11 protein-coding genes are annotated in these 14,598 nt (G+C 59.3%); 10 read left to right on the plus strand and 1 reads right to left on the minus strand.

Annotated elements, in window-relative coordinates:
- From IT585_11280 to IT585_11320, 9 genes are all read left to right on the plus strand, one after another.
- Positions 1-512, plus strand: a 512-nt coding sequence (locus IT585_11280; GenBank protein ID MCC6963823.1) for a NifU family protein, incomplete at its 5' end; no start/stop codon positions are given.
- 146 nt (positions 513-658) lie between these two features.
- Complete coding sequence (locus IT585_11285) at positions 659-1,357, plus strand: YggS family pyridoxal phosphate-dependent enzyme (protein ID MCC6963824.1); 699 nt, start codon at positions 659-661, stop codon at positions 1,355-1,357.
- Between the two features lie 3 nt (positions 1,358-1,360).
- On the plus strand, positions 1,361-1,879 hold the full coding sequence (locus IT585_11290) for a DivIVA domain-containing protein (protein ID MCC6963825.1): 519 nt from the start codon (positions 1,361-1,363) through the stop codon (positions 1,877-1,879).
- 3 nt (positions 1,880-1,882) lie between these two features.
- Positions 1,883-2,707, plus strand: a complete 825-nt coding sequence (locus IT585_11295) for a purine-nucleoside phosphorylase (protein MCC6963826.1) — start codon at positions 1,883-1,885, stop codon at positions 2,705-2,707.
- A complete protein-coding gene (locus IT585_11300) occupies positions 2,704-5,856 on the plus strand; it encodes an isoleucine--tRNA ligase (GenBank protein ID MCC6963827.1) in 3,153 nt (1,050 codons plus the stop codon). Before IT585_11295 ends, IT585_11300 begins: the two co-directional genes overlap by 4 nt.
- 83 nt (positions 5,857-5,939) lie before the next feature.
- Positions 5,940-6,338: a TraR/DksA C4-type zinc finger protein gene (locus IT585_11305; GenBank protein ID MCC6963828.1), complete on the plus strand. Its 399-nt coding sequence runs from the start codon at positions 5,940-5,942 to the stop codon at positions 6,336-6,338.
- A 5-nt stretch (positions 6,339-6,343) separates the two neighbouring features.
- Positions 6,344-6,937 carry a signal peptidase II gene (gene lspA / locus IT585_11310; protein ID MCC6963829.1) on the plus strand — a complete coding sequence of 198 codons (594 nt, stop codon included), beginning with the start codon at positions 6,344-6,346 and terminating at the stop codon, positions 6,935-6,937.
- Positions 6,897-7,865: an RluA family pseudouridine synthase gene (locus IT585_11315; GenBank protein ID MCC6963830.1), complete on the plus strand. Its 969-nt coding sequence runs from the start codon at positions 6,897-6,899 to the stop codon at positions 7,863-7,865. Before lspA ends, IT585_11315 begins: the two co-directional genes overlap by 41 nt.
- 11 nt (positions 7,866-7,876) lie before the next feature.
- Positions 7,877-9,268 (plus strand): hypothetical protein, encoded by a 1,392-nt coding sequence (locus tag IT585_11320; GenBank protein MCC6963831.1) that lies wholly within the window; start codon positions 7,877-7,879, stop codon positions 9,266-9,268.
- Positions 9,269-9,365: 97 nt separating this feature from the next.
- Here the strand turns inward: IT585_11320 and IT585_11325 are convergent, their stop codons facing one another.
- Complete coding sequence (locus IT585_11325; GenBank protein ID MCC6963832.1) at positions 9,366-11,660, minus strand: hypothetical protein; 2,295 nt, start codon at positions 11,658-11,660, stop codon at positions 9,366-9,368.
- A 274-nt stretch (positions 11,661-11,934) separates the two neighbouring features.
- Between IT585_11325 and IT585_11330 the strand changes: the two genes are divergently transcribed.
- A complete protein-coding gene (locus IT585_11330; protein ID MCC6963833.1) occupies positions 11,935-14,598 on the plus strand; it encodes a protein kinase in 2,664 nt (887 codons plus the stop codon).

The following is a 14,598-nucleotide window of genomic DNA, read 5'->3' on the forward strand; positions in this document are numbered from 1 at the left end:
CGGTGTTTCCGGGAGGCGCGTACGACTGCAAGACGCGAGAAATGGCGGAAGGCTCGCCGCTGCTGGAGGCGTTGTTTGCGCTGAAGGGAATTCGCGAGGTGTTCGTCACGGGCGACAGCCTGACGATTTCGAAGGATTCCGACGAGGACTGGCAGGTGCTGGGACGCGAGGTCGGCAAGACGATTCGCGCGGCGATATCTTCGGGCAAGCCGCTGATGGCGGAGAACCTGAAGCAGCCGATACCGCCGGATGATGAGATTCGCAAGATCGTGACAGAGATGCTGGAAGAGCAGATCAATCCGGCGATCGCCTCGCACGGCGGGTTTGTGGATGTGGTTGATGTCAAGGAGGGGCGGATTTATATGCGGATGAGCGGTGGGTGCCAGGGGTGCGCGTCCTCCTCGATGACGCTGCGTTACGGGATCGAGCGGATGATTCGCGAGCGGATCCCGCAGATTGTGGATATCGTCGATGTGACGGATCATGAGGCGGGAGTGAATCCGTATTATTGATCGCAGTCGAAGGCATGGACTTGAGGGACAGGCTGCGAGGCTTGTCCCTTTTTTGTTGCGGCGGGGAACGGTTGAAGCCGCGCCGGCAGCGGGGGGAAGGTTTTCGTTGCGCGGCGGGGAGAGCGGGCGTATAATGCTGTATTAGTATGGACGGCGGCAACGATATCAGCCGCAATTGCCGGCAGTTTTGGGAGCGGCTGGCGGCGGTTGCCGGCCGGTGCGGGCGCAATCCGGCCGAAATCGACGTGATTGCGGTCGCCAAGACGAAGCCGCTGGCGGATGTGTTGGCCGCGGTCAGCGCCGGAATGCGGCAGATCGGCGAGAATAAGGTGCAGGAAGCGCAGGCCAAATATGGCGAGGCCAAGCGCGAATTTACTCTGCACATGATCGGCCACCTGCAGAGCAACAAGGCGAAGGCGGCGGTCGAGCTGTTCGATACGATCCAGTCGGTGGACTCGCTCAAGCTGGCGCAGGCAATCGACAAGGAAGCTGAGCGACTCGGTAAAGTGATGCCAATCATGCTCGAAGTGAACACGAGCCGCGAGACGCAGAAGTTTGGACTGGCGGTGGAGGCGACGAGCGAGGTGCTCGGGCAGGCGCTGGAATTGAAGAATGTGCGCTTGCAGGGGCTGATGACGATCGCGCCGTTTGTGGATGAGGAATCACCGGTGCGGGGGGCGTTCCGGGAACTGCGAGAATTGCTGGAGCGAATCAAGTCGGAATATCCTACGGCGACGGCGTTCAACGAGTTGTCGATGGGAATGTCGGACGATTGGGAATTGGCCGTGGCGGAAGGCGCGACGATGATACGGATCGGGCGCGCGCTGTTTGGAGAAAGGAACTGAGCGATGGCGATTACGCCGGTGGATTTGCGCAATGCCACATTCGAGAAGAAGATGCGCGGGTACAGTCCGCTTGATGTGGATGCCCTGATCAACGAGGCCGCCGGTGAGATCGAGCGCTTGATCAATGTGAACAGCGACCTGCAGCGGCAGGTATTGTCGCTGGAGGACAAGCTGGCGACGTTTCAGAACCTGGAGAAGTCGCTGAAAGAGGCGCTGGTGACGGCGCAGCAGGCGGCGGAAGAGCGCAGGCGGACGGCCGACCGCGCGGCGGAAGTGCAGATTCGCGAGACGGAGGCGGCGTGTACGGAATTGAGGCAGCAGGCGCACAAGGAAGTCGAAACCATGCGCTTCGAGCTGGCGTCATTAAAAATGCAGAAGGTGCGGTTCACGGCGGAATTGAAATCGCTGATTGAAGCCCATCAGAAATTGCTCGACGAGAAGACCGGTGCGGAAAATCTGGCTGAGGTGGCAACACAGGTGCAGCAGATCAGCGCCGACATGAGCCGGTCGGAACAGGAATAGGCGATGCAGCTCTACGATAAGATTGTTGAAGCGACGAATTTCATTCGCACCACGACGAAGGCCACGCCGGAGGTCGGAATTATCCTCGGCACCGGTCTGGGGCGGCTGGGCGAAAAGATCGAGCGCGAAACAGCGGTGGATTACCAGCAGATTCCGCATTTTGCGGTGTCGACAGTGGAAGGGCATGCCGGGCGGCTGATCTTTGGGAAGCTGAAGGGCAAGTCGGTGGTGGCGATGCAGGGCCGGTTCCATTTCTACGAAGGCTACAACATGGAGCAGGTGACGTTCCCGGTGCGGGTGATGAAGCAGCTCGGGATCAAGGTGCTGATCGTCTGCAATGCGGCGGGCGGGTTGAATCCGCAGTTTCGCGTCGGCGAAATGGTGCTGATCACCGACCATATCAATTTCCAGGCACAGAATCCGCTGATCGGACATAACGACGAGCGGCTGGGACCGCGGTTTCCCGATATGTACAACTGCTACGATAAGGAGTTGGTCGACCTGGCAGAACGGACGGCAATCGATTTGGGGTATCGAGTGATGCGCGGCGTGTATGCGGCGGTTACGGGGCCGAACCTGGAGACGGCAGCGGAGTACCGGATGCTGCGGGCGATGACGGCCGACCTCGTCGGCATGTCGACGGTACCGGAGGTGCTGGTGGCGCGACATCAAGGCACGAGAGTGCTGGGGGTGTCGATTGTGACGGATATGGGACTGCCGGACGATCTGCATCCGTGCAGCCACGAAAAGATCCTGGCGGCGGCGAACAAGACGGAGCCGCTGATGACGGAGATGATTGCGAACGTGGTCGAAAGGATGAAGCTTTGAAGTTCGACGAATTAAAGACCACTTTGTCTTTGGCCAAGCTCGAAGAAGAGATCCTGAAATACTGGGATGCGGCGGATACATTCCACGCGGGTTTGCGGCTGCATAAGGGCGCGCCGCGGTTCACGTTTTACGAGGGACCGCCGACGGCAAACGGTTTCCCGGGAATTCACCATGTGATCACGCGCGCCATCAAGGACATGGTCTGTCGCTACAAGCAGATGCAGGGCTACCTGGTCGAGCGCAAGGCGGGCTGGGACACGCACGGGCTGCCGGTGGAGATCGAAGTCGAGAAGCAACTCGGCCTGAAGAACAAGAGCGACGTCGAGAAGTACGGCATCGCGGAATTCAACAAGAAGTGCCGTGAGTCGGTGTTCAAATATAAGGCGGATTGGGACAATCTGACGCGGCGGATCGGGTACTGGCTCGATCTGGACAAGCCATACATCACCTGCGAGAATTACTACATCGAGTCGGTGTGGTGGATTCTGGCGCAGTTCTACAAGCGCGGACTGATGTACAAGGGGCACAAGATTCTGCCCTACTGCCCGCGCTGCGGGACGGGACTGTCCTCGCACGAGGTGGCGCAGGGGTACGAAGATATCAAGGATCCATCGATTTTCGTGCGCGCGGAATTGGCCGAAGAGCCGGGGACGAAGTTTCTGGTCTGGACGACGACGCCGTGGACGCTGATTTCGAACGTTGCGCTGGCGGTGGCGCCGGAGGCGGAGTATGTCAAAGTCAAGCACGGCGACGAGAAGCTGATCCTGGCGGAAGCGCTGGTGGCGAAGGTGTTCGGCGGGCACGAAGTGGAAGTGCTGGAGCGGTTCAAGGGCAAGACCCTGGAGCACAAGCGGTACAAACCGTTCTTCAGCTACTTTGAAAAGAAGTACGACAAGATTTACTATGTGACGCTGGCCGATTTCGTGACGCTGGAAGACGGCACCGGGATCGTACACATGGCGCCGGCGTTCGGCGCGGATGACTATTCGGTCGGGGTGAAATACGGGTTGCCGGTGATCCAGGCGGTCGAGCCGGACGGGACATTTCCGGCGGAGGTGACCGACTACGCCGGCAAGTTCATCAAGGACGCCGATCCAATCATCATCAAGGATCTGGAGAAGCGCGGCGTACTGTACAAGAAGGAGATTTACGAACACTCGTATCCCTTCTGCTGGCGTTGCCACTCGCCGCTGATTTACTACGCGCGGCGGTCGTGGTACATCAAGACCTCGGAGAACAAGGAGCGGCTGCTGGCGCGCAACGCGGAAATCAACTGGGTGCCGGCAGAGATGGGCAGCGGGCGAATGGGCGAGTGGCTGGCGAACAACGTCGATTGGGCGCTGTCGCGCGAGCGCTACTGGGGCACGCCGCTGAATTTGTGGGTGTGCCAGTCGTGCGAGAAGGTGACGGCGGTGGAGTCGGTGGCGATGCTGCGGCAACTGGCGCCGAATGCGCCGGCGGAGTTGGATCTGCACAAGCCGCACGTCGACGAACTGGAGCTGAAGTGCGAGTGCGGCGGGAAGCTGGTACGCGAACCGGAGGTGATCGACGTGTGGTTTGACTCCGGCGCGATGCCCTACGCGCAGTATCACTATCCGTTCGAGAACCAGGAGACGTTCGAAGCCCACTTCCCGGCGGACTTCATTTCGGAAGCGACGGATCAGACGCGCGGGTGGTTCTATTCCCTGCTGGCGATCAGCACGTTGCTGTTCGACAAGCCGGCGTACAAGAACGTGGCGGTGATCGGGTTTGTGCTCGACAAGAAGGGGAAAAAGATGTCGAAGCACTTGAAGAACACGATCGATCCGTTCGAGGTGGTCGGCAAACACGGAGCGGACGCGTTGCGGTGGTATTTGCTGACGGTGAGCCACCCGTCGCAGTTGACGCGGTTTGACACCGAGGGCGTAGCGGAGACGGAACGGAAGTTCCTCGACACGCTGCGGAATACGTACGCCTTCTTTGCGATCTACGCGAATATCGATGACCTCAAGGAGCGCGCGGCGAAGGAAGCCGGCGGCAACCTGCAGAAGTTTTTGGCGCAGTCTGCCGGCGCGCCGACGGAGATCGACCGCTGGTTACAGTCGCGGTTAGAGTCGGTCAAGAAGACGGTAACCGAGGCGATGGACGCCTACGATTTGACGCGCGGGTGCCGGGCGATTGAGGAATTTGTGCTCGACGAATTGTCGAACTGGTATGTGCGCCGCTGCCGGCGCCGGTACTGGGCGTCGGGCGATACACCGGACAAGTTCCGCGCTTACCTGGAGCTGTACGAGGCGCTGGTGAATGTCTGCCTGCTGGCGGCGCCGACGACGCCGTTTCTGACAGAGCGGCTGTATCGCGAACTGGGAGACGGAGCCTCCGTTCATCACCAGGCATTTCCGAAATACGATGCGACCCGGATCGACGCGGCGTTGGAAGAGCGGATGGAGGCGGCGATCAAACTGGTGTCACTGGGACGGGCGGCGCGCAATACCGTGCAAATCAAGGTGCGGCAACCGTTGGCGGAGATGAAAGTGAAGATGCCGGCGGGCGTGGCCGAGGCGAACGTGCAACCGCTGTTGCCGGTGATCGCGGAAGAGATCAACGTCAAGAAGGTGAGTTTCCTGACGGATACGACCGAAGTGGCCGAGTACACGCTACTGCCGAACTTCAAGGAGTTGGGACCGAAGGTCGGGGGTGCGCTCAAGAGTGTTCAGGCGGAGTTGGGCCAGCTCACCGAGGCTGAGATCAAGAAGTTTCTGGTCCTGAAGGAACTCAAGGTGACGGCGGACGGGCGGGTCTTCACGCTGACGAACGACGAAATCCAGGTGCGGCTGGCAGGCAAGAACGGGTATGCGGTAGCGGCGGACGGCGGCTACACGGTGGCGCTGACGACGGAGATCACCGAGGAGTTGCGGGACGAGGGGTTTGCCCGCGAGTTGGTGAACAAGATCCAGAATATGCGCAAGGACGCCGATTTCAACGTGACCGACACGATCACGGTGACGATCAACGGGACGGCGCGGGTGGCGGCAGCGGCCGGAAAGCACCTGGAATATATCAAACAAGAAACGCTGGCGACGCATATCACTTTTGCCGAGCCGAGTGACGGCGTTATCCGCGAGTGGGATATCAACGGCGAGCCGGCGAAGCTGGCGGTGAAGCGATAGTTTTTGATTGTCGAATTGACGCGCCGGCCGTTACTTGAAGAGCAATCAACCCGAACGCCAACGGACGAATCCGGAACGAGATCATGCGTAAACGCGACCTAGAGAAATTCGAAAAGCAGTTGTTGGCGCGCCGCGACGAGTTGCTGAAGGATATGGAGTCGTTCAAGGACATGTCGCTGTCGACGACGACGAAGGAAGCAACGGGCGATCATTCGAGTTACTCCTTCCACATGGCCGACCAGGGGACTGACGCCGAGGAGCGCGAGAAGGCCTTCATGCTGGCGTCGAAGACGGGGCGGCTGTTGTATCACATCGACGAGGCGCTGCGCCGGATCAAGGACAACACCTTCGGCAAGTGCCTGAAGTGCGGCAAGCAGATCTCAGTCGCGCGGCTGCAAGCGGTGCCGCACGCGCGGTACTGTATCGACTGCAAATCGCGCGAAGAGGAAGAGAAGGCGGCGCGGACGATTCCGCGCCACTAAGCCGCATGTCCTGGTCTGATTCGCTACGCTGGACGAACACCAACCGCTATCTTTTCGGGCTCGCTTCCCTCTCCGGCCTCATCTTTGTCATCGATCAAATCACCAAGCAGATTGCGCTGAAGCACTTGAGCGCGGTGACCAGCACTCCGGTGTGGGACGATTTGCTGCGACTGACGCTGGTGTTTAACGAGGGGGGCGCGTTTTCAACGCGGCTGGGGACTTCGTATTTCTACACCTTCGCCTCGGTACTGGTGATGATCATCGTGGTGACGGTGATTTACCGCGACGCCGGCAAGAACCGCAAGCTTGACCTGGCGCTGGCGCTGGTCCTGGGGGGCGCGCTGGGCAATTTGACCGACCGCCTGCAGTTCGGCTCGGTGATCGACTTTATTGATTTCGATTTCCCCGATATTGCGATTCCCTCCGGCAAGATTCTGTTCATCAACTTCCCGGGCTATGCGCTCGATCGCTGGCCGGTGTTCAACGTTGCCGACTCGGCGATCACGGTCGGGATGGTACTGCTCGTGGTCGCACTGATTTTCGATTCCCGCAAGAAGCATTGTGAGCTTAATCCAGTTAACGATTCCGCGGCTGTCTGAGCCGCAACGCCTCGACCTGTATCTGGCGCAGGCGAACCTCGGGCTGTCGCGCACGCAGATCAAGCGGTTGTTCGGCGAGAAGCGGATCACGATGAACGGGCAGTGGGTGCGCGTGTCGTTCCAGGTGAACGGCGGCGAAGAAATCGCGATCGACAAGCCGGACGAAAAGCGGATCGAGTTTGCGGCGGAGGCGATCGCGTTGGATATCGTCTTTGAAGACGACGATCTGGCGGTAGTCAACAAGCCGGCGGGACTGGTGACGCATCCGGCGCCAGGCAACGAAACGGGGACGCTGGCCAATGCGCTGCTGCATCATTTCACGCAGCTTTCAAGCGGGTATGCGAAAGGGTTTCCGGGGCTGGTACACCGGCTGGACAAGAATACGAGCGGGTTGATGGTGGTGGCGAAAAACGACGAGATCCAGCGCAAATTGGCACAGCAGTTGATGGAGCGGACGTTGCGGCGCGAATACTGGGCGCTGATTTGGGGGAAGTTCCGCGAGCCGGAGGGGACGATCGACATGGCAATCGGGCGGTCGCGGGCAGATCGGCGAGTGATGACCTCGGGGAGTCCGAAACCGCGGGAGGCGATCACGCATTATGCGATGATCGAGGAATTCGAGCTGTTCAGTCTGATCCGGGTGCACCTGGAGACCGGACGGACGCATCAGATCCGCACACATTTAAAGGAGTCGGGGCATCCGGTATTTGGAGATCCGGAGTACGGCGGGCGGGAGAATCGGTTGACCGGTATCGAGGCACGACATCGCGGCTTCGCAACGCGGCTGTTGGAGATGGCGCAGCGGCAGATGTTACACGCCAAGCGGCTGGAATTTGTGCACCCGGCGACGGGAAAATCGGTTGACTTCGCCGTGGATTTGCCGGATGATTTTAAGCAAGTGCTCGAGCTTGTGCGTCAGTACCGGTAGAAAGGACAAGTATGAGCAGAACCATATCGATCCTGTTAATTGCTTCGTTGTTACTGGGTTTGATCGCTACCGACGCGGCCGTGGCGCAACGGAAGTTGCGGCCGTGGCCGGAAATCAGTCTTTCGACGCTGCCGTCCGTGGTGGGGATGTCGAATTCGTGGCCTTACGAGATTCAGCGACGGAGTCCGGTGTATCTGGCCGATTTGGACAAGCTGCACGTGGCGTTCAGCTATGGCAAGGGCCGGCACGATAACGATTTGAATCCGCTCGCGGGAGCGGCGTCGGCGCGATATGGGTATTCGTTCTATCAGGGAGTTGATTATTCCAGCGACAATTTCAAGCTGGATGTCTATTCGCATCTGGGGAAAACAACATTTGGATCGGTGTGGGCGGTTTACGGCGAAGATGAAGATCGTGAGACGCGGAAGGCGTTCTTGACGTCCGAGCCCAACCGTGTTGAAGTGCGAACCGCGTTTGCGTGGACCTTCAAGCCGGGCTGGACGGCGGCGGTCGCGGGAACCTTCTCGAATTACCCGTATGCTTATGTGTTTGCGCTGCAGCCGTCGGGATCGCAACCTGCGGATTCGCAGTTTGCGCTGCCGGCGAATGTCGGAGAGCATTTCACGGGAACCGTTGATGTTCTGCATCGCACCGAAAGCAACCTCGATCTGATCGTGGGCGCAGAGTTTCGGCGACATTACACGAAATTTGCGGCGCCGGATCCGCCCGCGGGATCGAATTACCGGGATACTTCGGAAGTGAAGGAATACATCTACAGCGGCGCACCGCGGGTGATCGTGAAGAAGACGTTTTCAACGGGAGACTATGTGCGCGCGGGCGCTTCGGTCTATTTCAATCTGGTGGACTATCAGTACACCGGCGCCGGCCGGTGGGAGTATCCATCGCTGGCGGTGCCGTCGTATCGGACGCAGACGTTGGAGTCGATGGTGCCGAAGTGGAATTTCTATCTCGACGGCAGCCATTTGCTGAGTTCGAATGCAGTACTGTACGGTGCAGTGGAAGTGGCGGGGTATCCGAACCGGCTGACGCGCAAGGATACCGATTTTGTGCCGTTGGATTTCTCGTTGTTGGATGTTGAGAACATCACGACCGCGGCATTTACGGTAGACATCGCGGCGAAATTGACGCCGATCTTTCACGGGACGGCGGGGGTGACTTTGCGCTATCTCGATACCGGGCCGGTGACGACGGCGCGGCCGGTAGATGATCGCAGTCTGTATCCAAGTCTGCACGTGGGGACGCAGACGCGGTTCTATCGCAGTCTGTGGTGGACGGTCCGGGTGAATGAATTCCGGCTGTATACATCGGAAGAGGTCGGAACGGCGGCGCTGATTGAAAATCGGTACTATTTCGAGACGGAAGTGCTGTTCTTGGGGCTGTAGGGGGCGCGATTCAATTTCAGACGAGCTTAAATGTGAAGGGCACGCGGTGGCGTGCCCTTCTTGCGTAGTCGGCTTGGATGCCGGCGCACCGGTCAGCTTACCATTTCACCAAGCGCTCGGCTTCGGCCATGATTTGGTCGAGCTGCGGCAGGCAGGCGCGGTCGCCGTCGGGACCGTAGGCGATACGGGCATCCGGCGGCGTGATCATGCCGATCGGCGCATCGAGATAACCCATCGCATCGGAGGTTGTGATCACGGCGGAGATTGTCGGACCGGCGCCACCCGGGAAGCGATCTTCGGAGACGATCAGCACACGGCCGCAGTCCTTGGCGGCCTGGCGGATGGACTCTTCATCGATCGGCTTGAGGGTACGCAGGTCGATGACGCGGGCGTTGATTCCCTTCTCGGCGAGCAACTCGGCGGCCTTGAGGCACATCGGCAGCGTGATGCCATAGGAGATGATCGCCAGATCGGAATCCTGGTCGCGGTAGACCTTGGCCTGACCGAACGGAATCGTGAAATCGAGGGCCGGATAAGGCCGCTCAATGACGATGCCATCCCAGTCGCGGCGGTTGTAGAGCGCGACGGCTTCGCAGAAGAGCACCGGATCGGTGCAGCCGACGGCGGTGCGGAAGAGACCAACGGCATCCTCGGCGTTCGACGGACAGACGACGTGGAGACCGGGGATGTTCAGGAAAGTGCCGAGGTTGGCCTCGGAATGCCAGAACGAGCCGGCGCCCTGCTTGTATCCGCCGTAGGAGCAGCGAATGACCATATCGGCATGCTCCTGCTTTTTCGAGCGCTGATGGAGCGTGCAGATGCGGTCTTTCAGATGCTGGTAGGCGGGCGACATATAGTCAATAAACTGGACTTCCGGCAGCGCCTTGCGACCTTGATAGGCGTGGCCGGAGGCTTTGCCGAGAATACCGGCTTCATCCAGCGGTGTGTTGAAGACACGATGAATACCAAAGGCGCGTTGGAGTCCTTGCGAAACCAGGAAGACACCACCCTTACCCTTGAGGATCTTCTGCTCTTCGGTGTTGAACTTCATCTTGCCGGAGAAGTCCGCAACGTCCTCACCGAAGAGAATCACATCGGGAGTGATTAAGAACGTGTCGAAGAGAGCGTAGTTTATGGCACGGCGAAGCGTCATCGGGCCGAGGGTCTCGGGCAATTCCGGCGACGGGCGCGCGCCCATCTCGTGGTATTTCTTGTATTCTTTCTTGCGGTCGCCCTTGTAGGCATTGACATACTTCTGCCAGCGGGCTTTAGCCTTATCGTAGGCGTAATCGGTGACCAAGCTCATGACGAAGTCGCGGGTCTTGTGCTGACGGTCGGCGACGACTTCGGCGGAGATTTTGGAGACCTCGGCGTCGTACTTCTCGTACATGCCCTTGATCTGATCGGCGGTGAGGACACCATCTTCGATCAGCACCTTGGCCGCTTTGAGGATTGGGTCGTTGGTATAGTGCCACTTCTGTTCGGCCAGCGCCATGTAGAAAGACTGGTCGTCGGAGCCGGAGTGGCTTTCCTCGCGGACGACGCGGATATTGGACAGCACCGGGCCTTTCCCGGAGCGGGCATATTCGATGTTTTCTTTCTGGTGCTTGAGCACTTCCTTGATCTCGGTGCCGTCGAAGTGATCGATCTTGAGGCCGAAGCGCTGGTAGCCCTCGAAGGGCGAGGTCGGGTCGCCATCAGGGAACTGCTCTTCGACGGAGACGGAGATCGCCCAGCCGCAATTATAGATCGAGAAGATATTGCGGGTCTTGTCGAAGACCGAGTAGAAGACCGCCCGGGCAAATTCGGCTTCCGAGGTTGAGCCCTCGCCGATGGCGGTGTAGACGACGGCATCTTTGGGCCAGCGGCCGCCGGGATAGCGCGCCTGCTGGGAGATCGGCGTCGGATTCTTAATCGCTTCGCCCAAACCGGCGGCTTCGAGCGCATGGGCGCCGGTCGGTGAGGCCTGGGGCAGGATCGATTCCTTGGCGTGCGCGGCGTGGTGATGCTGGATCATGCCGCCGGTCGAGGAGGACCGGGGATCGCCGATTGCCTCGAGCATCTTCTGGCGGATATCGATGCCGCGGGTTAAGTCAATGGTCATATTGCGATAGTAGCCGAAAAACGGGTCGTCCTGACGCAGGAGGAAGCCGGTACAGGCGTCGAGCAGTTCCTTGCCGGAGGAGCCGATGAAGAAATAGCATTCGCCGCGGCGGGTGAGGAGCTTCTCCTCGATCAGGATACGCCGGGACTTGATCATGGTATCGAAGATCCATTCCAGGTCCTTGGCAGACAGACCGGCGTAGTCTTTCAGGGGTTTATCGCGGTCGGTAATGTACTTTCCGACCTTATCGTAGGTCTCAACTTGTTGTAGAATTTCTTTAATATCCAAGGTTCTCCTACCTTTCCAGGAGTAAACGAAAATTCGAAAATAAGTACGTATATTAGCGCCGTTTGGGTAAGATTCAAAACGAAATTTTGCCGCGGAAATGGACTTATTGGAGGGCGCAGATCTCCGATCGGAGGTTCGCGCCCGCACGCGGCGCAGCCGTAAGAGCTTCGGAAACATTCGCTTGCTATTTGGATTCCTGAAGTCTATTATTGCCGGACAACTCGACTCTACGTGCACAAACCCACACACCCTGAAGCTGAAGGATGAAGCGACCATGTCCCTCGCACCCGGACAGATGCTCGGACCCTACAAGATCGTCGACCGCGCCGGCGCCGGCGGGATGGGCGAGGTCTTCAAAGCTCACGACACACGCCTGGATCGCACGGTTGCGATCAAGGTACTGCCCGCGTTGTACGCCGGCAACACTGCCCTGCGCTCGCGGTTTGAGCGCGAAGCTAAGGCGATTTCGAGCCTGAATCACCCTCACATCTGCACGCTCTATGACATCGGTCGCGAGAACGGCACCGACTACCTGGTGCTTGAATATCTCGAGGGACAGACATTGACGGAGCGACTCAAGCAAGGCCCGCTGGGGCTGGACGAGCTGCTGCGCTACGGGGTCCAGATTGCCGACGCGCTGGAGCAAGCGCATCGGCAGGGGTTAGTACATCGGGATCTCAAGCCGCAGAATATCATCATCACCAAGAACGGCGCGAAGTTGCTCGATTTCGGACTGGCCAAGCTTCAGGTGCATGACGGCGTGGTAGAAGGAGTCAGCGGGATCACGCGTTCGACGCCGCTGACGGGCGAAGGCACGATCATCGGTACGATTCAGTATATGGCGCCGGAGCAACTCGAGGGCAAGGAAGTGGACAAGCGCAGCGACATCTTTGCCTTCGGGGCGGTGCTCTACGAGACGGCGACCGGGCAGCGGGCATTTCAGGCCTCGAGCCAGGCCAGCCTGATTGCGGCGATTCTGACGAAGGAGCCGCGCGGGCTAGCGGAATTGCAGCCGCTGACACCACCGATGTTGGAGCGCGCGATCAAGCAATGCCTGGCGAAGGATCCAGATCAGCGCTGGCAGTCAGCGGGAGATCTAAAGCGCACGTTGCAGTGGATAAGCGAAGGCGGCTCGCAAATTGGATTGCCGACACCGGTGGCACTGCGGCGCAAGCGACAGCTGCATCTAGGCTGGGTGCTGGCGACGTTGGCGACACTCGCGCTGGCGATATTGGCGTTTGTTCATTTTTCTCAGCCCCGGCCGGAAGCGGCGGTGATGCGATTCACAGTGCCGGTGCCGGAGGGTCTCACGACAATAATGTGGCCGCGCCTTTCGCCGGACGGATCAATGATTGCTTTTCTCGGGCGCGACTCAACTACGGTAGTCAAGATCTATGTGCGCGCTCTCCATTCTCTGACATCGTACAGCCTGCCGGGCACGGAGAATGCCGGTCGACCGTTTTGGTCGCCGGACAGCAAGTCATTGGCCTACTTTGTCGGAAACCAGTTGAAAAAGAGCCCAGCGCAAGGCGGCCCGGCGCAGTTGATCTGTGAGGTCAATAACGGCGCTGACGGTTCCTGGGGTGCGGCCGGAGTCATCCTGTTTGATGGCAGCAATAACGACTCGATCCGGCGCGTATCGGCATCCGGCGGAACAGCCGTTGCGGCAACGACGATCAGACGCACGCGCGGCGAGATGTATCACGCCTGGCCGTGTTTTTTACCAGACGGTGAGCATTTTCTATATCTGGCCTGCGGCGATTCCCTGTCGCAGACGCGCGGCGGACAGTCGCTGCATGTCGCCAGTCTCGACGGCGCCGTCGATCAGGAGATCGGACGCGTCTTCAGTCGGGTGGAGGTGACGCGCGACGGCCAGCTCCTTCACAGCCGCGATGGCGTCTTGTATTCGACCAAAATCGACCTGGAAGCACTGGCACTCGAGGGCGAGGCGGTTCCGATCGCGGAGAACATCTCTTTCCGCGACGAACTGGCGCACTTCGGGGCGTCGGCGGCAGGAACGCTGGTCTATCGGACCGGTCCGTCGAACAACGCCAACAACGTCTTGACCTGGTTTGATCGTCGCGGAGCCGAAATGGGTACCGAAGGCGATGCTGCTGATTTTCAGGACATTGCGCTGTCACCGGACGGATTGCGTTTGGCGTACGGCATGGGTGATCCGCGCAGCCTCAAGAGCGACATCTGGATTCGTGATCTCAAGCGGGGTGTGTCATCTCGACTGACCTTTGAAGATGAGGATGAGATCTGGCCGATCTGGTCGCCCGATGGCAGTCGTATCCTTTATGCACAGAACAGCAAGGGTGTCTATGCCATCTCCGAGCGCCAGGGCAATGGCATCGGCGATGCTCGCCTCGTTTTCGCCGCCGGCAATAAGAACAGCGGTCCGTCTTGCTGGGCTCCCGACGGCAAGTCCTTCATCGTTGCGGTGTTGGATGCAGCGTTTGATATCAAACAGATCAGCGTCCAAGATTCGGCCGATTCAAGGTGGCTGGTGAAGACTCCGGCGGACGAGGGCAATGGAGTGCTCTCGCCGAACGGGCGGTACTTGGTATACTCCAGCAATGAGACTGGCCAGCGCGAGATTTTCGTTCGTGATCTGGGTCCGGCCGGAGGAAAATGGCAGATTTCTGCCGACAACGGTACGACCGCGAGATGGCGCGCCGATGGCAAGGAACTGGTTTACTGCACGCGGACATTCGACTTCAAATCGGTTGAGGTCAACACGACCGGGCCGACTTTCGAAGCCGGGCGACCAGTGAAGTTGTTCAATCGTCGCTTCGCCATCTCAAACATCGTGCAATTCCGTTGGGACATGACCCCCGACGCCCAGCGCTTCCTGATCAACGCGCCACGAACAGAGACATCTTCCGGAGAGTTTATTGTGGTCCTCAACTGGGCGGAAGAGCTGAAAAAGCCGTAG

This window comes from Candidatus Zixiibacteriota bacterium (genome assembly GCA_020853795.1).
In the GTDB taxonomy this organism is placed as follows: domain Bacteria; phylum Zixibacteria; class MSB-5A5; order CAIYYT01; family CAIYYT01; genus JADJGC01.